This window comes from Staphylococcus sp. Ze2, assembly GCF_048568365.1.
GTDB lineage: Bacteria > Bacillota > Bacilli > Staphylococcales > Staphylococcaceae > Staphylococcus > Staphylococcus xylosus.
Genome location: NZ_CP183486.1, coordinates 295,398 through 321,455 on the forward strand (window position 1 = coordinate 295,398; position 26,058 = coordinate 321,455).

The 26,058-nt window shown below is 34.5% G+C and carries 20 protein-coding genes, 1 riboswitch and 1 other annotated feature; of the genes, 16 read left to right on the forward strand and 4 right to left on the reverse strand.

All coding sequences use genetic code 11. The features are described 5' to 3' along the window. Positions 1–10: 10 nt before the first annotated feature. The 3 genes from mnmE to rpmH form a co-directional block, all read right to left on the reverse strand. Positions 11–1,390 carry a tRNA uridine-5-carboxymethylaminomethyl(34) synthesis GTPase MnmE gene (mnmE, locus tag ACM591_RS01195; RefSeq protein WP_029378711.1) on the reverse strand — a complete coding sequence of 460 codons (1,380 nt, stop codon included), beginning with the start codon at positions 1,388–1,390 and terminating at the stop codon, positions 11–13. A gap of 173 nt (positions 1,391–1,563) precedes the next feature. Continuing rightward, on the reverse strand, positions 1,564–1,908 hold the full coding sequence (gene rnpA, locus ACM591_RS01200; protein WP_029378710.1) for a ribonuclease P protein component: 345 nt from the start codon (positions 1,906–1,908) through the stop codon (positions 1,564–1,566). 158 nt (positions 1,909–2,066) lie between these two features. Next, complete coding sequence (gene rpmH, locus ACM591_RS01205) at positions 2,067–2,204, reverse strand: 50S ribosomal protein L34 (protein ID WP_000240855.1); 138 nt, start codon at positions 2,202–2,204, stop codon at positions 2,067–2,069. A gap of 732 nt (positions 2,205–2,936) precedes the next feature. On the opposite strand from rpmH, the gene dnaA reads away from it, so the two are divergent. The 6 genes from dnaA to gyrA all read left to right on the forward strand — a co-directional run bounded on the left by dnaA (position 2,937) and on the right by gyrA (position 12,377). After that, a complete protein-coding gene (gene dnaA / locus ACM591_RS01210) occupies positions 2,937–4,304 on the forward strand; it encodes a chromosomal replication initiator protein DnaA (RefSeq protein WP_029378709.1) in 1,368 nt (455 codons plus the stop codon). A 242-nt stretch (positions 4,305–4,546) separates the two neighbouring features. Further along, on the forward strand, positions 4,547–5,680 hold the full coding sequence (dnaN, locus tag ACM591_RS01215; RefSeq protein ID WP_418354401.1) for a DNA polymerase III subunit beta: 1,134 nt from the start codon (positions 4,547–4,549) through the stop codon (positions 5,678–5,680). A 654-nt stretch (positions 5,681–6,334) separates the two neighbouring features. Continuing rightward, complete coding sequence (gene yaaA, locus ACM591_RS01220) at positions 6,335–6,568, forward strand: S4 domain-containing protein YaaA (RefSeq protein ID WP_171031830.1); 234 nt, start codon at positions 6,335–6,337, stop codon at positions 6,566–6,568. Next, complete coding sequence (gene recF / locus ACM591_RS01225; protein WP_029378707.1) at positions 6,565–7,680, forward strand: DNA replication/repair protein RecF; 1,116 nt, start codon at positions 6,565–6,567, stop codon at positions 7,678–7,680. The genes yaaA and recF overlap by 4 nt, the downstream gene beginning before the upstream one ends. A 12-nt stretch (positions 7,681–7,692) precedes the next feature. Continuing rightward, positions 7,693–9,627, forward strand: a complete 1,935-nt coding sequence (gene gyrB / locus ACM591_RS01230) for a DNA topoisomerase (ATP-hydrolyzing) subunit B (protein WP_029378706.1) — start codon at positions 7,693–7,695, stop codon at positions 9,625–9,627. A 35-nt stretch (positions 9,628–9,662) separates the two neighbouring features. Continuing rightward, entirely contained in the window at positions 9,663–12,377 is a 2,715-nt protein-coding gene (gyrA, locus tag ACM591_RS01235; RefSeq protein ID WP_029378705.1) for a DNA gyrase subunit A, read from the forward strand. A gap of 47 nt (positions 12,378–12,424) precedes the next feature. Here the strand turns inward: gyrA and ACM591_RS01240 are convergent, their stop codons facing one another. After that, positions 12,425–13,240, reverse strand: a complete 816-nt coding sequence (locus tag ACM591_RS01240) for an NAD(P)H-hydrate dehydratase (protein WP_042361707.1) — start codon at positions 13,238–13,240, stop codon at positions 12,425–12,427. A 390-nt stretch (positions 13,241–13,630) separates the two neighbouring features. Here ACM591_RS01240 and hutH point away from each other — a divergent pair, with 390 nt between their 5' ends. The 10 genes from hutH to ACM591_RS01290 all read left to right on the forward strand — a co-directional run bounded on the left by hutH (position 13,631) and on the right by ACM591_RS01290 (position 26,028). Continuing rightward, entirely contained in the window at positions 13,631–15,139 is a 1,509-nt protein-coding gene (gene hutH / locus ACM591_RS01245) for a histidine ammonia-lyase (RefSeq protein WP_038679466.1), read from the forward strand. Between the two features lie 62 nt (positions 15,140–15,201). Beyond that, positions 15,202–15,402, forward strand: a binding site (T-box leader). 65 nt (positions 15,403–15,467) lie between these two features. After that, a complete protein-coding gene (gene serS, locus ACM591_RS01250; protein ID WP_326026086.1) occupies positions 15,468–16,751 on the forward strand; it encodes a serine--tRNA ligase in 1,284 nt (427 codons plus the stop codon). 343 nt (positions 16,752–17,094) lie between these two features. Next, a complete protein-coding gene (locus ACM591_RS01255; protein ID WP_326008147.1) occupies positions 17,095–17,796 on the forward strand; it encodes an AzlC family ABC transporter permease in 702 nt (233 codons plus the stop codon). Beyond that, a complete protein-coding gene (locus ACM591_RS01260; RefSeq protein WP_135059211.1) occupies positions 17,793–18,122 on the forward strand; it encodes an AzlD domain-containing protein in 330 nt (109 codons plus the stop codon). The genes ACM591_RS01255 and ACM591_RS01260 overlap by 4 nt, the downstream gene beginning before the upstream one ends. Before the next feature lie 131 nt (positions 18,123–18,253). Beyond that, a riboswitch (SAM riboswitch) is annotated at positions 18,254–18,353 on the forward strand. A gap of 60 nt (positions 18,354–18,413) precedes the next feature. Further along, a complete protein-coding gene (gene metX, locus ACM591_RS01265) occupies positions 18,414–19,382 on the forward strand; it encodes a homoserine O-acetyltransferase MetX (protein ID WP_029378699.1) in 969 nt (322 codons plus the stop codon). A 292-nt stretch (positions 19,383–19,674) separates the two neighbouring features. After that, complete coding sequence (locus tag ACM591_RS01270; RefSeq protein ID WP_171031829.1) at positions 19,675–20,601, forward strand: DUF2232 domain-containing protein; 927 nt, start codon at positions 19,675–19,677, stop codon at positions 20,599–20,601. A 14-nt stretch (positions 20,602–20,615) separates the two neighbouring features. Next, a complete protein-coding gene (locus ACM591_RS01275; RefSeq protein WP_029378697.1) occupies positions 20,616–22,583 on the forward strand; it encodes a DHH family phosphoesterase in 1,968 nt (655 codons plus the stop codon). Next, the gene (gene rplI / locus ACM591_RS01280; RefSeq protein WP_017723688.1) at positions 22,580–23,026 is read left to right on the forward strand and encodes a 50S ribosomal protein L9; all 447 of its coding nucleotides are present in this window, start codon (positions 22,580–22,582) and stop codon (positions 23,024–23,026) included. The genes ACM591_RS01275 and rplI overlap by 4 nt, the downstream gene beginning before the upstream one ends. A 30-nt stretch (positions 23,027–23,056) precedes the next feature. After that, entirely contained in the window at positions 23,057–24,457 is a 1,401-nt protein-coding gene (dnaB, locus tag ACM591_RS01285) for a replicative DNA helicase (protein ID WP_042361712.1), read from the forward strand. Positions 24,458–24,744: 287 nt separating this feature from the next. Then, positions 24,745–26,028 carry an adenylosuccinate synthase gene (locus ACM591_RS01290; protein WP_326008141.1) on the forward strand — a complete coding sequence of 428 codons (1,284 nt, stop codon included), beginning with the start codon at positions 24,745–24,747 and terminating at the stop codon, positions 26,026–26,028. The last annotated feature ends 30 nt before the right edge of the window (positions 26,029–26,058 follow it).

The window sequence follows — 26,058 nt, forward strand, 5'->3', positions numbered from 1 at the left end:
TTCCTCCTTATTATTTTCCTAAGCAGAATTGACTAAATAACTGATCAATCAATTCATCACTTGCGGATTCTCCGATAATTTCACCTAAAATTTCCCAAGTTCTAGTTAAGTCTATCTGAATCATATCCATTGGTATGCCTGTTTCTGCTGCGTCTATAGCATCTTGAATTGTATTTCTTGCCTGTTTCAGTAATGAGATATGTCTTGAATTGGATACATAAGTCATATCTTGGTTTTGAACATCGCCACCAAAGAATAAATCTCTGATTTGAATCTCTAATTGATCGATACCTTCTTGCTTTAACATAGACGTTTGTATCAATGGCATATCACCAATCATTTCTTTAACTTCATCTAAATCTAATTGTTTATCCAAATCCATCTTATTTACAATGACAATGGCATCTTCATTTTTAATAACTTCATATAATTTGCGGTCTTCTTCAGTTAATCGCTCATTATAATTAAGTACAAATAAGATTAAATCTGCTTCGCCAAGTGCTTTTCTAGAACGCTCTACACCGATGCGCTCTACAATATCTTCTGTCTCACGTATACCAGCTGTATCTACAAGTCTTAATGGTACGCCTCTTACATTAACGTATTCCTCTAATGTATCTCTTGTTGTTCCGGGTACTTCAGTCACTATAGCCTTGTTATCTTGAATAAGATTATTGAGCATAGATGATTTACCAACATTTGGTTTACCAACTATTACTGTAGCTAAGCCTTCTCTCATAATCTTACCTTGCGTACCTGTATCAAGTAATTTATTAATTTCAGTTTTAATTTTATTAGATTTATCCAATAAGACTTCTGTTGTAGCATCTTCTACATCATCATATTCTGGATAATCTATGTTAACTTCAACTTGTGCGAGGATTTCGAGAATGGATTGTCGCTGTCGTTTGATCATATCACTTAAACGACCTTCTATTTGATTCATTGCAACTTTAGATGCACGATCGGTCTTAGAACGAATAAAATCCATAACTGCTTCAGCTTGAGATAAATCAATACGACCATTTAAAAACGCACGCTTTGTATATTCACCCGGTTCTGCCATACGAGCACCATGTGTCATTGTTAGTTCTAATATCCTATTTATTGTCAAAATACCGCCATGACAGTTTATTTCAACAATATCTTCTCTTGTAAAAGTTTTAGGCGCTCTTAATACACTAACCATAACTTCTTCTACTACTTCATTTGATTCAGGATCAATTATATGACCATAATTAATAGTATGAGATGCCACATCTTCAAGTTTTTCTTTACCTTTAAATAACTTATCTGCAATTTCTACTGAACCAACACCAGATAAACGCACGATACCTATCGCACCTTCACCCATTGGCGTGGATATACTCGTTATCGTATCTAAATCCATCATCCATCTCGCCTCCTTTTTAATCTCATTTTTTATCATTATAATATTTTAAAGACTTTCCCATTAAAATGCGAACATATTGTTTCGAAAACTTTAAAAATACACACAAGTAAGTCTGAGGTTTGTCTGAGGTTAGGCTCACTTACGTCTTATTTCAGCCTCCCCTACCCTACTTAAATACGCTTGTTAAAAACTTTTGCTATTTTCAAGACATGTTCCAAACTAGCTTGTATTTGTAAAGTATTCATATGTTTTGCTGGTTGCCTTGCAATTACAACAATTTCTATTGGTATAATATCTTCCTTATGAACTTTAAAATTTTCTCTAATAGCTCTCTTAATTCGATTTCTAACAACCGCATTTCCCAACTTTTTAGAAACACTAATACCTAATCGAAAATGTTCCAGATTTTTATTAGCTTTTGTGTATACCACAAACTGCTTATTAGCTACTGATTTCCCTTTTTTATAAATGAATTGAAAATCACTATTCTTTTTAATTCGGTACGCTTTCTCCACCAAACATCACTCACTTATCTATTCATTACATATATTTACAACTATATATGTTATATCTATATCTATCATTGTCCTAAAACAACAACTAAAATCAGCATTCTCACTAATCATTTTGCTAAATTAAAACCAAAAAAAAGACCACTGATGAGTCAGTGATCTTATGCTGATAATACTTTACGGCCTTTACGACGACGACGCGCCAAGACTTTACGACCATTTTTTGTGCTCATGCGTTTTCTGAAACCATGAACTTTACTATGTTTACGTTTATTTGGTTGATAAGTACGTTTTACCATGCAAAAACACCTCCATCTTTATTCGGTTCTATACTATTATAATAGATAAATTAATATACGTTTCTGCCTTAAGTCTTGATTTAACTGTTATTAATTTCTAGTCATAATTCAAGCAACTACTACAATATAACAAAATATATTTTATAAAGCAAGTATCAATTTAAGCAGAGCTTCTAAAATGGTTGCAGAGCAATAATACTATTTCTTTAACTATTTATATTGAAGAAACGTAGCAACTATCACTCAATATTGTCGTTAAATTGTATCATACTCCTCTTTTTGAACATAACCTTTTATAAATAATTCCTTATATACATTTTTCATACATGTTTTATAAATTATTTCCCACGCCACATTATGCTAAAAATTTGCTATACTTAATACTCCTTAAAGTTATCCACTTATACACAGTAGAACATTACATATTTGTGGATAAATTATATGTTATTCACAGGATTTCACATGGTTTAACAACATATTCACACCTATTTGACAGAGGTTACTGTTAAAAAGTATAATTGTGTGGATAAGTCGTGTAGATATTGATAGATACAGGGTTTAGTTTATTAAATTATATAGTAAAAGTCTGTGTATAAATCGTAGTGCTAAATTAGTTATCCACCGATTGTTAGTAAGTTGTGGATAATTATCAACAGGCTGTGATTCTTTTTAATTACACTTGTTACTTTTGTGTATAACTTTTAAAATTTACGAAAGTTGGAGTTAGTTATTATGTCAGAAAAAGAAATTTGGGAAAGAGTTCTAACCTTAGCTCAAGAAAAAGTTAGTTATCCTAGCTATCAAACTTTTCTTAAAGATACAAAACTTTATCAACTACAGAACAATGAAGCCATTGTAGTTATAGATGATCCTTTTGTAGCTAATTGGTTAAAATCGAATTACGTTGAAATTGTTCAAAGTGCCTTATACGAAGCGATTGGTCATGAAATTATGCCTGTTTTCTATACTGAAGATGAATTGGAAAACTTAAAACCGAGTAAAAATAAAGAAACTAATGAGGCAGAACAATTCAAAAAAGAATATACACCTGGTGTAGATGAAGCTGTTATTGGCGGAGAACAGTTCAATACTCATAATACATTCGAAACATTTGTTATTGGACCTGGCAACAGGTTTCCTCATGCAGCAAGTCTTGCTGTTGCTGAAGCACCCGCACAAGCATATAATCCGTTATTTATATATGGTGGCGTGGGTTTAGGTAAAACCCATTTGATGCACGCAATTGGACATTATGTATTAGCAAATAATCCTGATGCTAAGGTTATTTATACTTCAAGTGAAAAATTTACTAATGAATTTATTAAATCTATTCGAGATAATAAGACTGAACGTTTTAGAGAAAAATATCGTAATATTGATGTACTTCTCATTGATGATATTCAATTTATTCAAAATAAAGAACAAACTCAGGAAGAATTCTTCCATACGTTTAATGAATTGCATCAAGCAAATAAACAAATTGTTATTTCTAGTGATAGACCTCCTAAAGAAATTGCTAAACTTGAAGATCGACTACGTTCACGTTTTGAATGGGGACTCATTGTTGACATTACACCTCCTGATTATGAAACAAGGATGGCAATTTTACAGAAAAAAATTGGCGAAGAAAACTTAGATATTCCGACTGAAGCACTTACCTATATCGCAAATCAGATTCAGTCAAACATTCGTGAACTTGAGGGTGCATTAACTCGTGTATTAGCATTTTCGAAATTACAAGGTCAACCTATTACAACTGAATTAACAGCCGCAGCGTTGAAAGATATTATCCAAGCGCCTAGATCCAAAAAGATCACTATACAAGATATTCAAAAAATTGTCGGCCAATACTATAGTGTGAAAATTGAAGACTTTAGTGCCAAAAAACGCACAAAATCAATTGCTTATCCTAGACAAATTGCAATGTATCTTTCTCGTGAGCTAACAGATTTTTCACTTCCTAAAATTGGTGAAGAATTTGGTGGACGTGACCATACGACTGTTATTCATGCGCATGAAAAAATCGTAAAAGATATACAAAATGATCCAACTTTTAAACAAGAAGTTGAAAATTTAGAAAAAGAAATAAGAAATCAGTAAAACAATCTGTATTATAACAGTTTTATTGTAGTTTATTTGAGGAATAACGAGATGTAACTATTTTTGTGAATTGTGGATAATGTGCAAAAGTCATACACAGTGTGCACAAGTTATCCACAGTCTCTAAAGGACGACCTTATCACTTAAATTTGAGTTATCCCCTAATCCACAAGCCCTACTACTATTACTACTGTTTTAAAACCTATATAATTTAATATATAAACGACTGGAAGGAGTTTACTATGATGGAATTTACAATTAGAAGAGATTATTTTATTAATCAATTAAACGACACATTAAAAGCCATCTCACCAAGAACAACATTACCAATCTTAACTGGTATAAAAATTGAAGTTAAAAATAACGAAGTAATACTTACTGGATCTGATTCAGAAATATCAATAGAAATCACTATTCCTAAACAAGTTGATGGTGAAACTATTATTGAAATTGCAGAAACTGGCTCAGTAGTACTTCCTGGTCGTTTCTTTGTAGATATTATTAAAAAATTACCAGGTAAGGAAGTTAAATTATCTACCAACGAACAATTCCAAACATTAATAACATCTGGTCATTCTGAATTTAACTTAAGTGGTTTAGATCCTGATCAATATCCTTTATTACCACAAGTTTCTCGTGATGATGCAATTGAATTATCAGTTAAAGTACTTAAAAACGTGATAGCACAAACAAATTTCGCAGTGTCCACCTCAGAAACACGCCCAGTACTAACAGGTGTTAACTGGCTTATACAAGATAATGAATTAATATGCACAGCTACAGATTCACACCGCTTGGCTGTAAGGAAAGTAGCTTTAGAAGACGATTCTGAAAATAAAAATGTCATCATTCCAGGTAAGGCATTATCTGAATTAAATAAAATTATGTCTGACAACGAAGATGATATCGACATTTTCTTTGCATCTAATCAAGTACTTTTCAAAGTGGGTAACGTAAACTTTATCTCACGTTTATTAGAAGGTCATTATCCTGATACATCTCGTTTATTCCCGGAAAATTACGAAATTAAATTAGGGATTGATAACGGTGAATTCTATCACGCAATTGATCGTGCATCATTATTAGCACGTGAAGGCGGAAATAATGTAATAAAATTAAGCACAGGTAATGAATTAGTAGAATTATCTTCAACATCTCCAGAAATTGGTACGGTGAATGAAGAAGTTAAAGCAAGTAATGTAGATGGTGGTAACTTAAAAATTTCTTTCAACTCAAAATATATGATGGATGCACTTAAAGCCATTGATAACGATGAAGTGGAAATCGAATTTTTCGGAACTATGAAACCATTTATTTTAAAACCAAAAGATGATGACTCAGTTACACAACTTATTTTACCAATTAGAACATACTAAGTTAGTGTGAAGGGTGAATAAGTGAGTCATAGCAACTAAATTAAGCAGCATATAATAGTTAACTAAGATATATTTAAAAAATATTATTTACTGACTAATCAATTTTGCAGGAGCGAGACTATGAAATCAATTTGTATATTGGTTTCTGTCCGTTCCTTTTTTTATGGAATTTAAACAGAATAAAAGTAATGTGACACATAAAAACGTGTATACAAGAAAGAGATAATGCTAAAAAGTGAGTAGAGTATGAAAGATAAAATAAATTTTAATGATTAGAGGCGTATAGAGGGGCAATATAAGCAAAAAATAGACATTAGTGGACCCAAACATCGTAACTCAAAAAAATACGCTGAAAAATAGCTTAAAACGCAAATTTTAGTTAAGCATATTAAAATTATGGATTTTATAGCAATACTTTTAATTTGTTTTTAAATAATTATTTATGAATGGATTGATATTAATTTTAAGGAAATGGATTATTAATGATCAATTTTTGATATAATATTATTAGTAAAGAGCTATTATAAATAACTTTGAAACTAAATATTAAAAAATAGTTAAAATAAGTTGGAAGAAATCGCTTACTCACTGTATTTTACATGAAATTTTTCGTAAAAAAAGGTATAATATATAAGTGAGCTTAAAAGAAATGGAGTGATTGATTTGGTTGAAGAGGTAATCGTTGATGGGGATATTACTTTAGGACAATTTCTAAAGACAGAAGGTATTATCGAATCCGGCGGACAAGCAAAATGGTTCTTACAAGATTTTGACGTCATGATTAATGACGAGCGTGAAACACGTCGTGGTAAAAAATTAAATCATCGAGATAATATTGTTATACCAGAAGTCGGTTCATTTTTGATTTTACATCAAGGTGAAGAATGAAATTAAAGAAACTCCAACTCGAGCATTATCGAAATTATGAGTCAATCAGTTTAAATTGTCATCCTGACGTAAATATCTTGATTGGTGAAAATGCTCAAGGGAAGACAAACTTACTTGAATCAATATATACCTTAGCATTAGCAAAAAGCCATAGAACATCTAATGACAAGGAACTGATACGTTTTAATAGCGATTATGCTAAAATAGAGGGTGAACTTAGCTATAGATATGGCGACATGCCTTTAACGATGTATATTACCAAAAAAGGCAAGCAAGTTAAAATCAATCACTTAGAGCAAAGTAGACTGACACAATATATAGGTCATTTAAATGTCGTATTGTTTGCGCCTGAAGATTTAAACATTGTCAAAGGATCGCCACAAGTTAGACGCAGATTTATAGATATGGAACTCGGCCAAATATCTGCGGTATATTTAAATGATTTATCACAATATCAGAGGATTTTAAAACAAAAAAATAATTATTTGAAGCAACTGCAATATGGTCAAAAGACGGATAGTACAATGCTAGAAGTCTTAAATCAACAATTTGCAGAGTATGCGCTCAAAATCACACAAAGACGTGAACATTTTATTAAAGAACTTGAATCACTAGCTAAACCTATCCATTCTGGTATTACCAATGAACGTGAAACATTGTCGTTAGAGTACTTGCCAAGTATTAAATTGGCAGATGAAGAACAAAGTGAGACGGAACGACTAGAGGGAGTCTTAACTTTACTTAATGACAATATGGAACGTGAGAAAGACAGAGGCGTATGTTTATATGGCCCTCACAGAGATGATTTAGGTTTTAATGTAAATGGTATGGACGCTCAAACATACGGTTCGCAAGGTCAACAGCGAACAACCGCACTATCAATAAAACTCGCTGAAATTGAGTTGATGAACATTGAAGTCGGTGAGTATCCAATATTATTGCTAGATGATGTACTAAGTGAATTAGATGATTCGCGTCAATCTCATTTATTGAGCACTATTCAACATAAAGTGCAGACTTTTGTAACGACGACATCCGTAGATGGTATAGAACATGAAATTATGAAAAACGCTAAACTTTATCGCATTAACCAAGGCGAAATTATAAAGTAACAGAAAGTGAAGGTGGAAGCATTGTCAGATGTGAACAACACGGAAGATTATGGTGCTGGACAGATACAAGTATTAGAAGGTCTAGAAGCGGTACGTAAAAGACCTGGTATGTATATAGGATCAACTTCAGAAAAAGGTTTACACCATCTTGTATGGGAAATTGTCGATAATAGTATTGATGAAGCACTTGCAGGGTATGCTAACCAAATTGAAGTTGTTATTGAAAAAGATAATTGGATTAAAGTAACGGATAATGGACGAGGTATCCCAGTTGGTATACAAGAAAAAATGGGACGTCCTGCAGTTGAAGTTATTTTAACAGTACTCCATGCCGGTGGTAAATTCGGCGGTGGCGGATACAAAGTTTCTGGTGGTCTACATGGTGTAGGTTCTTCTGTAGTTAACGCCTTATCTGAAGACCTAGAAGTTTATGTATATAAAGATCGTCAAGTTTATCATCAAGCTTATAAAAAGGGTGTTCCTCAATTCGACTTGAAAGTAGTTGAAGAAACAGAAGATGATAATACTGGTACAGTGATTCGTTTTAAAGCGGACCCTGAGATTTTTACAGAGACGACTGTATATCACTATGAGATATTACAACAACGTACAAGAGAACTTGCTTTCTTAAATAAAGGCATTTCAATTACTTTGAGAGATGAACGTGGTGAAGAAGTCAGAGAAGACACTTATCACTACGAAGGTGGTATTAAGTCTTACGTTGAGATGTTAAATGAAAACAAAGAGCCATTACATGAAGAACCTATATATGTCCATCAAACAAAGGATGATATTGAGGTTGAAATAGCATTACAATACAACAAAGGCTTTGCAACTAACTTATTGACTTATGCGAATAACATACACACTTATGAAGGTGGTACACATGAAGAAGGCTTTAAACGAGCACTTTCTCGTGTATTAAATAGCTATGGTATAAGTAGTAAAATTATCAAAGATGATAAAGAGAGACTTTCAGGTGAAGATACACGTGAAGGTTTAACAGCTATTGTTTCAATCAAACATGGCGATCCACAATTTGAAGGACAAACGAAAACAAAATTAGGTAACTCTGAGGTACGTCAAGTTGTTGATAAATTATTCTCTGAGTTGTTCGAGCGTTTCTTATTAGAGAACCCGCAAGTAGGACGCATAGTTGTTGAAAAAGGTATTATGGCTTCTCACGCGCGTCTTGCTGCGAAAAAAGCACGTGAAGTGACACGTCGTAAATCTGCTTTAGAAATCTCAAGCTTACCTGGTAAACTTGCAGATTGTTCTAGTAAAGATCCTTCCAGAAGTGAAATCTTTATCGTAGAGGGTGACTCTGCCGGAGGGTCTACAAAATCAGGCAGAGACTCGGAAACACAAGCGATTTTGCCATTGCGTGGTAAGATATTAAACGTTGAAAAAGCTCGCTTAGATAGAATATTAAATAATAATGAAATCCGTTCTATGATTACAGCATTTGGTACAGGTATTGGTGGAGAATTTGATTTAAGTAAAGCTCGTTACCACAAAATTGTACTTATGACTGATGCTGACGTCGATGGTGCGCATATCAGAACGTTGTTATTAACATTCTTCTATCGCTTTATGAGACCGTTAATAGAAGCAGGCTATGTATATATTGCTCAACCGCCTTTATTCAAATTGACACAAGGTAAACAAAAGTATTACGTGTTTAATGAACGTGAGTTGGAAAAACTGAAATCTGAGTTAGATCCTACGCCGAAATGGTCAATTGCACGTTATAAAGGTCTTGGTGAAATGAACGCAGACCAATTGTGGGAAACAACAATGAACCCAGAAAATAGAGCTATGTTACAAGTATCATTAGATGATGCGATAGAGGCAGATCAAGTTTTTGAAATGCTTATGGGAGACGTTGTTGAGAATCGTAGACAGTTTATTGAAGATAACGCAGTCTATGCCAACCTAGATTTCTAATTGTATGAACTGAATTTTTGAAGGAGGATATCTTGATGGCTGAATTACCTGAATCAAGAATTAATGAACGAAATATAACGAGTGAGATGCGTGAATCATTTTTAGATTATGCGATGAGCGTTATTGTATCACGTGCTTTACCAGATGTTAGAGATGGTTTGAAACCAGTACATCGACGTATATTGTATGGTTTGCATGAACAAGGTATGACACCAGATAAGTCATACAAGAAGTCTGCACGTATTGTTGGGGACGTAATGGGTAAATATCACCCACATGGTGACTCATCTATTTATGAAGCAATGGTAAGAATGGCACAAGACTTCAGCTATCGATATCCTTTAATTGATGGACAAGGTAACTTTGGTTCAATGGATGGCGATGGCGCAGCTGCGATGCGTTATACAGAAGCACGTATGTCTAAGATAACACTAGAAATGCTCAGAGATATAAACAAAGATACGATTGATTTTATAGATAACTATGATGGTAATGAGAGAGAGCCGGCAGTCTTACCATCAAGATTTCCAAACTTACTAGTTAATGGTGCTTCTGGTATCGCAGTAGGTATGGCTACAAACATTCCACCACATAATTTAACAGAAGTTATCAATGGTGTATTGAGTTTGAGTCATAATCCGGACATTACTGTTGCAGAATTGATGGAAGATGTTCAAGGGCCTGACTTCCCAACGGCTGGAATTATACTTGGAAAGAGCGGTATTCGTCGTGCATTTGAAACAGGTCGTGGATCTATTCAAATGCGTTCTCGTGCAGAAATTGAAGAACGTGGTGGCGGACGTCAACGTATCGTTGTAACTGAAGTCCCATATCAAGTGAATAAAGCACGTATGATCGAAAAAATTGCTGAATTAGCACGTGATAAAAAAATTGAAGGTATTACAGATTTACGTGACGAAACAAGTTTACGTACAGGTGTACGTGTTGTTATTGATATTCGTAAAGATGCAAATGCAAGTGTCGTACTAAATAATTTATATAAACAAACACCATTACAAACATCATTTGGTGTGAATATGATTGCTTTAGTTAACGGCAGACCTAAATTAATTTCACTAAAAGAAGCTTTAGAAGAATACTTAGAGCATCAAAAAGTAGTAGTGCGTAGACGTACAGAATATAACTTGAAGAAAGCATTAGATCGCGCGCATATTTTAGAAGGACTAAGAATTGCATTAGATCACATCGATGAAATTATTCGAGTAATTCGTGAATCAGAAACTGATAAAGTAGCGATGGCTAGCTTACAAGAACAATTTAAATTATCTGAACGTCAAGCGCAAGCTATCTTAGATATGCGTTTAAGACGTTTAACAGGTTTAGAGCGAGATAAGATTGAAGCTGAATATATTGAATTAATTGCCTATATTGAGGAATTAAAAGAGATTCTTGCTGATGAAGAAAAGTTATTACAAATCGTCCGCAATGAATTAATTGATATACGTGAACGCTATGGTGATGAACGCAGATCTGAAATTCAGCTTGGCGGACTAGACGATATTGAAGATGAAGACTTGATACCTGAAGAACAAATCGTGATTACACTAAGTCACAATAACTATATTAAACGTTTACCAGTTTCAACATATAGAGCACAACATCGTGGTGGGCGCGGTGTACAAGGTATGAATACACTTGAGGAAGACTTTGTTAGTCAACTCGTAACGTTAAGTACACATGACAACGTCTTGTTCTTCACTAATAAAGGACGCGTTTACAAACTTAAAGGTTATGAAGTGCCTGAACTATCACGTCAGTCTAAAGGTATTCCAGTAGTCAACGCGATTGAACTGGATAATGACGAATCAATCAGTACTATGATTGCCGTTAAAGACTTAGAAAGTGAAGATGATTACTTAGTATTTGCAACACGCAAAGGTAGAGTGAAGCGTTCTGCATTAAGCAACTTCTCTCATATTAATAAAAACGGTAAGATTGCCATCAGCTTCAAAAATGATGATGAACTGATTGCTGTTCGTCTCACTGATGGAGAGCAAGACATTCTGATTGGTACGTCTCATGCATCATTAATACGCTTTAACGAAACGACATTGCGTCCGCTTGGTCGTACAGCAGCAGGAGTTAAAGGTATTACACTTAGAGAAGATGATAAAGTTATCGGTTTAGATGTTACAAATGCTGAAAGCGATGAAGAAATTCTAGTCGTTACTGAAAATGGATACGGTAAGCGTACACCAGTTGGTGATTATAGATTATCAAACCGTGGCGGTAAAGGTATAAAAACAGCTACAATTACTGAGCGTAACGGTAACATTGTATGTATTACTTCAGTAACTGGAGAAGAAGACCTGATGGTTGTAACAAACTCAGGTGTCATTATCCGTATTGATGTAGAAGATATCTCGCAAAATGGCCGTGCTGCACAAGGTGTAAGATTGATTAAATTAGGTGAAAATCAATTTGTATCAACAGTAGCTAAAGTAAATGAAGAAGATGAGATTACTGAAGATGATGAATCAACTGAAGCTATAGCAGCTGATGTAAACAATGCCAATGCATCACAAACTGATTTGCAAGGTTCACAAAACAGTGAAGTGGTTGTAGAAGATGGTGCGCCTGGAGATGCAATACACACAGAAGTTGAAGACGAGGAAAATACGTCAAGCAATGATGAGCGACAAGAAATAAGACAAGACTTCATGGATCGTGTTAATGAAGATATAGATAACGCGGATCATGGAACTGATGAAAATAACGAAGAAGAATAATAATTCTAACTAAAAGACCTACCTCATATGAGGTAGGTCTTTTTATATTATTTATTTTCTAATGATTTCATAGCAATTGGAATTTCACTAATGAGTCTAGAAGGTGGAACGACATACATTTTTTCAGCTAATTGTTCACCAATAAAACTGTGCGTATATGTCGCACTTGTAACAGCTTCTTCAATATCATTAAATTGTCCAACAAAGCTAGTTATCATACCAGATAAAGTATCACCCATGCCTCCAGTGGCCATCGCTGGTGTACCAATAGGTAGTTTGTAATCTTTATCTTTAAAGTAAAGTTCTGTACCGTGCATCTTCAGTATAATTGTTGCACCAATACGATCTACCGCTTCACGATTACGCTCATATGTTTGTTCCTCTATTGGAATACCACTTAAACGTTCCCATTCTTTTTGGTGTGGTGTAAATACGACTTTACAAGTTGGAATCTCAGGTTTCAATTTACTGAAAATCGTAATAGCATCACCATCTACAATTAGAGTTTGATGAGGTTGTATATTTTGAAGTAGGAAAGTAATAGCATTATTACCTTTAAAATCACAACCTAATCCTGGACCGATTAAAATACAATCTGTGTTTTCAATCATTTTTGTTAACATTTTTGTATCGTTTATATCGATTACCATTGCCTCAGGACAGCGTGAATGCAAAGCAGCATGATTTGTAGGATGCGTTGCTACTGTTATTAAACCACTACCACTGTATACACATGCTCGTGCTGCAAGCATGATTGCACCACCTAAGTTCGCATTACCACCAATTAAAAGAATTCTTCCATAATCGCCTTTATGTGTTTCATCTTTACGTTTTGGGATGCTTACAGATGATAAAGTTTCCATATTGAAACCCCCTTCTTAAATTACTAAATGTGTGTAAATTTCTGTATTTTAATAAAGAAAATTAACTGGATAACATATTATAATGGTTCTGCTTTTATTAGTGATTATAACAATTGCAGAATTATTTGTATTTCAGTTACTTTTCCTTTGTTTTCGTAATAGGAATTATAAATACAATAAGAAATATTATACCTGGTTGTCCTATTAGTCAATAGTTAAAAGCGTTAAGAAATTATTAATTTTAATAAACTTATTTTTATTATAGCTTTATCCCATTAAAACAGTAATTTAATACCATGTTACGGATATTGGTTAAGCTATTGTTTGGGTAAAAATGTAAGCGTATACTCAAAATAATTAGAAAAAATTACTAAACAAGGAGATGGGGAAATGACATTACAACTTAATGGAGAAACGTTAACAATTAATGATATTAAACAGTTTTTAAATAGAGAAGATAAAGTAGAAGTTACGGAGGATGCGTTTGAACGTGTGAAAAAGAGTCGCCAAACAGTAGAAGATATTATAGAGAATAAAGAAACAATTTATGGAATTACAACCGGCTTTGGTTTATTTAGTGATGTACGTATAGACGAAGGAGAATACAACCAATTACAAGTCAATTTAATTCGTTCACATGCATGTGGTATAGGTAAACCATTTTCAGAAGAAGTGGCATTAGTGATGATGGTGTTAAGATTGAATACATTATTAAAAGGGCATTCTGGTGCAACCATAGATTTAGTAAAACAACTAGTTTATTACATCAATCAAAGAATTATACCTGTTATTCCGCAACAAGGTTCATTAGGTGCTTCTGGTGATTTAGCGCCACTATCGCACTTGGCTTTGGCCCTAATAGGAGAAGGAAATGTCTTTTATAAAGGTGAAGAAGTAGACAGCCGGTATGTCTTAAATCAGTTAAATCACAAAGCATTAGAGTTACAAGCCAAAGAAGGTCTTGCGTTGATTAATGGTACACAAGCCATGACTGCTCAAGGTGTTATTAATTATATTGAAGCGGAAGACTTAGGTTATCAGGCGGAATGGATTGCCTCCCTTACACATCAAGCTTTAAATGGTATTACAGATGCCTATAATGAAAAGGTACATAAAGTTCGTAATTTCCAAGAACAAATAGATGTTGCGGCGAGAATGTTAGATTGGTTGGAAGGTTCAGAATTGACCACTACTCAAGGTGAAATACGTGTACAAGATGCATATACTTTGCGCTGTATACCTCAAATTCATGGTGCTAGCTTCCAAGTATTCAATTATGTAAAGGAAAAATTAGAGTTTGAAATGAATGCTGCAAATGATAACCCACTTATATTTGATGAAGATGATGAAACACTTGTTATCTCAGGAGGGAATTTCCATGGTCAACCTATAGCGTTTGCCTTAGACTTTTTAAAACTAGGTGTAAGTGAATTAGCGAACGTTTCAGAGCGACGCCTAGAGCGCTTGGTAAATCCTCAATTAAATAATGGGCTACCTGCCTTTTTAAGTCCTCAACCTGGATTACAAAGTGGTGCAATGATTATGCAGTATGCTGCAGCAAGTCTTGTTTCAGAAAATAAAACACTCGCGCATCCAGCAAGTGTGGATTCTATACCGTCTTCTGCTAATCAAGAAGATCATGTTTCCATGGGGACTATAGCTTCAAGACATGGTTATCAAATGATCGAAAATGCTCGTCGTGTATTGGCTATTGAAACAATCATTGCTCTGCAAGCCGTAGAATATAAAGACATTGATAAGTTATCACCTAAGACGTATGAAAAGTATCAAGAACTACGTCATATTGTGCCATCTATCACAGAAGATAGACAATTTCATAAAGATATTGAAGCAGTATCACAATATTTACGCGATGTTGCTTATATGGACGAGATATAAGCGACATAAATACTATCACTCTTGAAAAAAATGATGTTATTTGCTATATTTAATTTAACTTAATAAATTATTGTTCGTAGGATAAGTAGTATTAATTTTTCGGTTTCAGAGAGCCTGTGTGGAGTGTGAACAGGTAGCCAAAGTTAATGTGAATCTACCTACTATAAGTGAACAACCGGATTTAACCGTTATTTTTGTGAGAGTGCAGTCTAATTATTTTAGACTGTTAAATAGGGTGGCAACACGTAGACCACGTCCCTTGTAGAGGGATGTGGTCTTTTTTGCGTGTTTATCCCAAATTTTTAAAATTGAAAGGATGGATGAAGTTATGTTAGATATTAAGTTATTTCGTAATGACCCTGATTTCGTTAAAGAAAAAGTAGCTAAGCGCGGTATGGAAGATACAGTAGTAGATGAAGTGCTAGAATTAGATGAACAGCGTCGTCAGTTAATTAGTAAAGCTGAAGAAATGAAAGCTGAACGTAATAAAGTTAGTGGTGAAATTGCTCAGAAGAAACGCAATAAAGAAGATGCTGATGATGCAATCGCAGCAATGCGTAAACTTGGTGATGAAATTAAAGTTTTAGATGACACACTTAATCAAGTTGATGTGAATCTTAATGATAAATTATCACGTATTCCAAATATTATTCATGATGATGTGCCTGAAGGAGCTACAGACGAAGATAATGTAGAAGTTAAACGTTGGGGGACACCAAGAACTTTTGATTTTGAAGAAAAAGCGCATTGGGATTTAGTAGAAGAATTAAAAATGGTTAATTTTGAACGTGCAGCTAAAGTATCTGGAGCTAGATTCGTCTTCTTAACAGGCGAAGGTGCACAATTAGAAAGAGCATTGATGAACTATATGATTACGAAACATACAACGCAACATGGTTATGCAGAAATGATGGTACCACAATTAGTTAACGCTGATTCAATGTATGGTACTGGTCAATTACCTAAGTTTGAAGAAGACTTGTTTAAAGTTGAAAAAGAAGGACTATATACTATACCAACTGCAGAGGTACCACTGACAAATTATTACCGTAACGAAATTATCGGACCAGATGAATTGCCAGCTAAATTCACTGCCCAATCAGCGTGCTATCGTAGTGAAGCGGGATCAGCTGGTCGTGATACGAGAGGTCTTATCCGTTTACATCAATTCGATAAAGTGGAAATGGTTCGTTTTGAAAAGCCAGAAGATTCATGGCAGGCTTTAGATGAGATGACTGAGCATGCAGAAGCAATTTTAGAAGAATTAGGCTTACCGTATCGCCGTGTTATTTTATGTACAGGTGATATTGGTTTTGGTTCAAGTAAAACTTATGATTTAGAAGTTTGGTTGCCAAGCTATAATGAATATAAAGAAATAAGTTCTTGTTCAAATATTACTGATTTCCAAGCACGTCGTTCAAATATTCGTTTTAAACGTGATAAAAATGCTAAACCAGAATTAGCACATACGCTTAATGGTAGTGGCTTAGCAGTAGGACGTACGTTTGCTGCAATAGTTGAAAATTACCAAAATGAAGATGGTTCTGTAACAATACCAGAAGCATTAGTTCCATATATGGGTGGGAAAACAGTCATCCGTCCTATTAAATAAATGTAAATAGTTAAAAAGTGCGTAGTTAAAGTATTAGCTACGCACTTTTTTATATATATGGAGAGGGTAGGGGAGGGTGAAAGTAGTGTGATTTAACTATAAGAAACACATAAAATCTTAACTATTAAAGTAGTTAATCTGATTGAAAATATTGAGTTCTTCAAGGGGTGTCTAACATATAACACAAAATTATGGAATGGTATAAGTGCTGTTGTAACAATAATACAAGACTACCGTAAGTCTAACGTCACACAAACCGTTGTCTAAAAACATTGATTGTCTTTCTATTGTTGTATTAGAATGAATTTACTGTTTTTAGCTTTTGAGATGAGAGGGTGGGGAAATGGGAAATGAGGCACACGTAACTTTTAAACAAGGTGTAAAAGAGTGTATTCCTACTTTGTTAGGTTATGCTGGTGTTGGTCTGTCTTTTGGAATTGTTGCAGTAGCTTCAGGCTTTAGTATGTTGGAAATTATTTTACTTTGCTTGCTAGTGTATGCGGGTGCGGCACAGTTTATTATTTGTGCACTTGTTATTTCAGGCACGCCCATATCTGCAATTATATTGACGACATTTATTGTGAATTCAAGGATGTTTTTATTAAGTATGACGCTTGCTCCAAGTTATAAAAATTACAGTTTATTAAATAGAATTGGTCTTTCTACATTAGTAACTGATGAAACATTTGGTGTAGCCATTACGCCACATTTGAAAGGTAAAAAGATTAATGATCGTTGGTTGCACGGACTAAATATAACAGCATATGTTTTTTGGACATTTGCATGTATTATTGGTGCAGTCTTTGGTAAATACATACATCAACCAGAAGCATTGGGATTAGATTTTGCGATTACTGCTATGTTTATATTCTTAGCTGTCTCGCAATTTGAATCGCTTAGACGTTCAAAGATCAATACTTATTTTGTATTGATTATATGTGTAATTGTAATGATGCTTAGTTTAAGTTTGTTTATGCCTTCATATTTAGCTATCATATTAGCTTCAACTATTGCAGCACTGATTGGGGTGGTGATGGAACGATGACAACGACGATACATATGCTAACAATCATCGTGCTATGTGGCGTGGTAACGTGGCTAACACGCATTATTCCATTTATTTTGATAACTAAAATAAAGTTATCTGAACGTGTGATTAAATGGCTTTCATTTATACCGATTACATTATTTACTGCTCTAATTATCGATGGATTAATAGAGCAACAAGAAGGAGTGATGGGTTATACCATCAACGTGCCATTTCTAATTACGATGCTCCCGACTATTGTCATTGCTGTGATATCACGTAGTTTAACAATTACTATAATTAGTGGCATTATTATTATGGCGGTGTTACGTTGGGTATTTTAGACAATCCTATTGAAGTAAGTTATATTATCCGTTAAACTATAAATAATTAGAAAATTAAGATATTTCAGATTATATTATCATTTTAATTTTATCTCAATTTATGAGTTTATCTTTAATACAATTAAAATCAAATCTTATTTCGAGAAGCTGAGGGACTTGGCCCGTGGACGCTTCAGCAACCGGCTTATAAAGTACGGTGCTAATACCATCGATACACTCGAATGATAAGTACTTTTAACTTCTTACTTATTTTATGAGTGAGGAGTTTTTTTACTAAGTAGGAGGTAAAACATGACGAATTATACGGTTGATACATTAGAACTAGGGCCATTCACAACAGAGTCAGGTGAATTCATCTCAAACTTAAAGTTACGTTATGAACATGTAGGGTTAAAAGGCCAACCACTTGTAGTGGTTTGTCATGCTCTAACAGGTAATCACTTAACGTATGGTACAAATGAAAACCCTGGATGGTGGAGAGGAATTATTGACGGCGGTTATATGCCTGTAAATGATTATCAATTTTTGACATTTAATGTTATTGGAAGTCCTTATGGTTCAAGTTCTGCATTAACAGATGCAAACTTTCCTAAGTCACTAACGTTAAGAGATATTGTGCGTGCCATAGAATTAGGTATTGAAACATTAGGTTTCGAAAGGATTAATATATTAATCGGTGGTTCGTTAGGCGGCATGCAAGCAATAGAATTATTATATAATCGTAAATTTAATGTTGAAAAAGCAGTGATTCTCGCAGCTACAGATAAAACGTCGTCCTACAGTCGTGCGTTTAATGAAATAGCAAGACAGGCGATTCATTTAGACAATAAAGAGGGCATGAGCATTGCAAGACAGTTAGGGTTTTTAACATACCGTTCGTCTAAAAGTTATGATAAACGCTTCTCCCCAAATCAAGTGGTGACTTATCAAAAACATCAAGGTAATAAATTTATGAATCATTTTGATTCTTTATGCTATTTAACACTCCTAGACGTCTTAGATAGTCATGATGTAGATAGAGGACGTAATGATGTAGATGAAGTATTTAGTAACCTGGACACTAAAGTAATGACGATGGGCTTCACAGATGATTTGTTATATCCAGATGATTTAGTTTGTGCCGTGGGAAATCGTTTTAAATATCACAAACATTTCTTTGTTCCAGATAACGTAGGTCATGACGGTTTTTTACTGAATTTTAATGATTGGGCTCCTAATTTATATCACTTCTTAAAAGTATATAAAATTAAAAGAAAATGATTTAACAACGCTATTATATGCGTTTTTAGGATGTAACTATACGACTACTTTCGATAGGGGAGACTGACGTATAGTACATCTTTTTTTATACAATCATTGAAGATGTGATGACGTAAAGTGACGCTAAAGTAGTAGCGTTAGAAAGGGAATATTGTGAAGTGCTGATTAATTCAATCATTTATACGTTTATAAATAGGAAATTATAGTATATCGTTAACTTCTGTATTTGGATTGCCAATAATTGTATAAAAGTTTTAAAGAGGTTAAAATAATAGTTATAGTCAAAAATAGTATGGGAGTGGCGAATTTGTTTTCAAAAATATATCCTAAAGTAACTGTGCTTAGTATACTAACTCTAATCGTAGTGGCTTTAGCTTTACATATATTACCTCCGTTAGGCCTGGTGTTAGGTATCTTTGCAACAATTCCAGGCATTATCTTATGGCATAAGTCTATTGAATCATTTGGTTTAACAGCAGTCATTACAGTGGTATTAACAACATTATTAGGTAATATATTTGTGTTGAGCACCATGGTCATCATACTCTTAGTGAGTTTTGTTATCGGCCAATTATTAAAAGAACGTACATCTAAAGAACGCATACTTTATATCACAACTACATATATTAGTATGTTCTCGTTAATTGCGTTTATGGGACTACAAACGTTTGATAAAATACCAAGTTCTACAGTTTTGATGAAACCAGTGAAAGATTACATGCATAACGTTGTTTCTGGAATTGCGGGAAGTGCAGAATATAAGCAAATGCTTGAAGAAGGCTTCCGCCAAATGTCAGTTCAGTTACCAAGTTATGTCATTATCACAGTATTTCTACTTATTTTAATCAATTTAATTATTACTTTTCCAATTTTACGTAAGTTCAAAATCGCTACACCAATATTTAAACCATTATATGCTTGGCAAATGAAGCGTTCACTATTATGGATGTATATTATTGTCTTGATTTGTGTTATGTTTGCGAGCCAACCAGGGACTTTCCAAAGTATCGTTTTAAACTTTGAAATTGTGTTATCATTATGTATGTATATTCAGGGGTTAAGTGTTATTCACTTTTTCGGAAAGGCAAAATCAATGCCAACCGCACTTTCTGTGTTACTAATGGTGATAGGGACAGCTTTAATGCCATTAACACATATTGTAAGTCTCCTGGGTGTTATAGATTTGTGTATTAACTTAAAAAGTATCATTAAAAAATGATTTGAGGTGGAAGAATGAACCGTCAATCCACTAAAAAAGCGTTAGTTTTACCATTTATTATTATGGCGCTCACAGCAATTGCACTTGTAGTAGTTTGGTTTATTTTTAACCAACTCATTGCAGGCATAGCGACAGTTGTATTAGTGATTATTATTGTAGGGACAGCAATAATGGTAAGACGAGCTTTACAGAAACTAGATAGCTATGTTGATAATCTAAGTGGCCATATTTCGGCAGGCAATAATATCGCAATTAAAAATTTGCCAATCGGTATGATTATCTTAGATGAAAATGAGAACATAGAGTGGATGAACAAATTTATGTCGGAACGCTTAACGCGTAATGTAATTTCCGATCCAGTTAATGAAGTATATCCTAATATCTTAAAACAGTTAGAAAAAACACAAGAAGTTGAGATTTCTGAAAATGAGTACCATTACCGCGTACGTTATTCTGAAAAAGAACATGTATTGTATTTCTTTGACATTACTGAAGAAGTACAAATAAATAAATTATATGAAGATTCTAAGCCGATTATTGCTACATTGTTCTTAGATAATTATGACGAGATTACGCAAAATATGAACGACACACAAAAATCAGAGATTAACTCAATGGTTACACGTGTGATTAGTAGATGGGCTAGCGAGCATAATATTTATTTTAAACGCTATAGCTCTGATCAATTCGTTGCTTATTTAAATCAAGATATATTAAACAATATAGAAGCAACAAACTTTAGTATTTTAAGTCAGTTGCGTGAAAAAAGCGTCGGTTACCGTGCACAATTAACCTTAAGTATTGGTGTCGGTGAAGGCTCAGAAGATTTAATAGATTTAGGGGAACTATCACAATCAGGTCTAGACTTAGCACTAGGACGTGGTGGCGACCAGGTTGCTATCAAGAATATAAACGGAAATGTACGTTTCTATGGCGGTAAGACAGACCCAATGGAAAAACGTACACGTGTTAGAGCACGTGTTATATCACATGCGCTTAAAGATATTCTGATGGAAGGTGACAAAGTTATCATCATGGGACATAAACGCCCTGATTTAGATGCAATCGGTGGCGCAATTGGCGTTTCACGTTTTGCAATGATGAATAACTTAGACGCTTATATCGTCTTAAATGATTCTGACATTGATCCAACATTACGACGTGTCATGGATGCAATAAATGAAAAACCAGAATTAAAAGACCGTTTTATCACGTCGGATGAAGCATGGGACATTATGACATCTAAGACAACATTAGTCATAGTTGATACGCATAAACCTGAAATGGTCATCGATGAGAATATTTTAAATAAAGCTAACCGTAAAGTGGTTATTGACCATCATAGACGTGGTGAAAGCTTTATTTCGAGTCCGTTACTTGTTTATATGGAACCATATGCAAGTTCAACAGCAGAACTTGTCACAGAGTTACTTGAGTATCAACCGACAGAACAACGTTTAACACGCTTAGAATCGACAGTCATGTTTGCTGGTATTATTATAGACACACGTAACTTTACGTTACGAACAGGTTCTAGAACCTTTGATGCAGCAAGTTATTTACGTGCGCACGGTGCAGATACAATACTGACACAGCATTTCTTGAAAGATGATATTGATACGTATATCAATCGTACAGAGTTGATTCAAACAGTGAAACTGCAAGAAAATGGCGTCGCCATAGCACACGGTTCGAACGATAAAATTTATCATCCTATTACAGTTGCACAAGCTGCCGATGAACTGTTAAGTTTAGATGGTGTAGAGGCTTCATATGTAATTGCAAGAAGAGAAGAAAATGTAATAGGTATGTCTGCCCGCTCACTTGGTGCTGTCAATGTACAGTTAACGATGGAAGCGCTTGGCGGTGGTGGTCATTTAACTAATGCAGCTACACAGTTAAATGATGTAACCGTGGATGAAGCAATAGAAAAATTACAACAAGCTATAACAGAACAAACGAGTAGGAGTGAAAATGCATGAAAGTAATATTCACACAAGATGTAAAAGGTAAAGGTAAAAAAGGCGAAGTTAAAGATGTACCAGTAGGCTATGCAAATAACTTTTTATTAAAGAAAAATTACGCTATAGAAGCAACACCTGGTAATTTAAAACAATTAGAACAAAAAAATAAAGCTGCTGAAGCAGAGCGTCAACAAGAAATTGAAGATGCTAAACAATTAAAAGCACAATTAAGTGAAATTGAAGTCGAAGTGTCTGCTAAAACAGGCGAAGGCGGTAAATTATTTGGTTCAGTAAGCACAAAACAAATCACACAAGCGTTACAAGAACAACACAACATTAAAATTGATAAACGTAAAATGGACTTACCAAATGGTATCCATGCATTAGGTTACACTAACGTACCAGTGAAACTAGATAAAGAAGTTGAAGGTACTATTCGTGTACACACAGTTGAACAATAATAGTGGATTGAGATATGAGGTGTAATCACAATGGATGGAATGTATGAACAAAATCAAATGCCACACAGTAATGAGGCTGAACAGTCTGTCTTAGGTGCCATTATCATAGATCCAGAATTAATCAACACAACTCAGGAAGTACTACTTCCTGAGTCATTTTATAGAGGTGCACATCAACACATCTTTAGAGCGATGATGAACCTCAATGAAGATAATAAAGATATTGATGTTGTAACCATTATGGATCAATTGGCACAAGAAGGTCGATTGAATGAAGCGGGTGGTCCTCAGTATCTTGCAGAATTATCAAGTAATGTGCCGACAACACGTAATATCCAATACTATACCGAGATTGTTTTTAAGCATGCAACTAAGCGTAAATTAATACAAGCGGCAGATAGTATTGCAAATGATGGTTATAATGATGAGCTGGAACTAGATACGATACTTAACGACGCTGAACGTCGTATATTAGAATTATCATCCTCACGTGAAAGTGATGGATTTAAGGACATTCGAGATGTACTTGGTGAAGTATATGAGAATGCAGAAGTATTAGATCAAAACAGTGGTCAAACTCCAGGTATACCTACAGGATATCGAGACTTAGACCAGATGACAGCAGGGTTTAACCGCAATGATTTAATCATTTTGGCAGCACGTCCTTCGGTAGGTAAGACTGCCTTCGCACTTAATATTGCACAAAAAGTTGCAACACACGAAGATCATTTTTCAGTAGGCATATTCTCGCTAGAGATGGGTGCAGATCAACTTGCAACACGTATGATTTGTAGTTCAGGAAATGTGGACTCAAACCGCCTGAGAACAGGTATGATGACTGAAGAAGACTGGAATCGATTTACTATTGCGGTTGGTAAACTATCACGTACTAAGATATTTATCGACGATACACCTGGTATTCGTATTACAGACATTCGTTCTAAGTGCCGTCGTTTAAAACAAGAGCACGGCTTAGATATGGTTGTTATTGATTACTTACAATTAATTTCAGGTAGTGGCTCACGCTTTTCAGATAACAGACAACAAGAAGTTTCTGAGATTTCACGTACATTAAAGGCTATTGCTAGAGAGTTAGAATGCCCCGTTATTGCACTGAGTCAGTTATCACGTGGCGTTGAACAACGTCAAGATAAACGACCGATGATGAGTGATATTCGTGAATCAGGTTCTATCGAGCAAGATGCAGATATCGTCGCTTTCTTATACCGTGATGATTATTATAATCGTGGTGAAGATGAAGAGGACGATGATGACACTAATTTCGAACCTCAAACCAATGATGACAATGGGGAAATTGAAATTATTATCGCTAAGCAACGTAATGGTCCTACAGGAACAGTGAAGCTGCATTTTATGAAACAATACAACAAATTTACAGATATAGACTATGCACATGCTGAAATGGGATAAAAAATTATAAAAAATATTTTCCGTACAATGAAACATTAATTTGTTTTATTGTACGGTTTTTACTTGTTATTGGTTCATAGATTTTTAAGTAAGTATGTGTCTTTATTTTACAAATTAGTTCGATAAAACTATGGTATCACTAGTTTAAAGGTGCATGCAGGTTAGTTGATGTTTTTTAATAATTAGAGAGAATCATTGGCAATCAATGTTCGATTTTTGGTTTGCAATCTATCCTGTGTATTGGTAAAATACGTAATGGTTAATCGAGAAAACTTGGAGGTGCTCACATGTCATCAATAGTAGTAGTTGGGACACAATGGGGAGACGAAGGTAAAGGTAAAATCACAGATTTCTTAGCAGAACAAGCAGACGTTATTGCACGTTTTTCAGGTGGTAATAATGCTGGTCACACTATTAAATTTGGCGGAGAAACATATAAATTACACTTAGTGCCATCTGGTATTTTTTATAAAGAAAAATTAGCAGTTATTGGTAACGGTGTCGTTGTAGATCCAGTGGCACTATTAAAAGAATTAGACGCTTTAAATGAAAGAGGTATTTCGACAGATAACTTACGTATTTCAAATAGAGCACAAGTTATTTTACCTTACCATATTAAACAAGATGAATATGAAGAAGAACGTCGTGGAGATAATAAAATTGGTACAACGAAAAAAGGTATTGGCCCTGCTTACGTAGATAAAGCACAACGTATTGGTATTCGTGTTGCCGATTTATTAGACAAAGAAACATTCGAAAGATTATTAAAAGATAATATTGAATACAAAGGTGCGTACTTCGAAGGCATGTTTGGTAAACCATGTCCATCATTTGATGAAATCTTTGAAGCTTATTATGCAGCCGGCCAACGTTTAGCTCCATTCGTTACTGACACTGCAAAAGTTTTAGATGATGCATTTGTTGCAGAAGAAAAAGTATTATTCGAAGGTGCGCAAGGTGTAATGCTAGATATCGATCATGGTACTTACCCATTCGTTACTTCAAGTAACCCAGTTGCCGGTAACGTTACTGTTGGTGGCGGTGTAGGTCCAACATTCGTATCTAAAGTCATTGGTGTATGTAAGGCATATACATCACGTGTAGGCGATGGTCCTTTCCCAACTGAACTATTTGATGATGACGGGCACCATATCCGTGAAATAGGCCGTGAATACGGTACAACTACAGGTCGTCCACGCCGTGTAGGTTGGTTCGATTCAGTTGTATTACGTCACTCTCGCCGTGCGAGTGGTATTACAGACCTATCAATCAACTCTATTGATGTGTTAACAGGTCTAAAAGAAGTTAAAATCTGTACTGCCTATGAGTTAGACGGTAAAGAAATCACTGAATATCCAGCAAACTTGAAAGACTTACAACGTTGTAAGCCAATCTTTGAAACATTGCCTGGTTGGACAGAAGATGTAACTGGTTGTCAATCATTAGATGAATTACCTGATAATGCACGTAGATACTTAGAACGTATATCTGAGTTAAGTGATGTTAAGATTTCTATCTTCTCAGTAGGACCAGACCGTAATCAAACAAACTTATTAAACTCGTTATGGTAAGCAATTAGTGCCATTTAAATTTTATTAAAA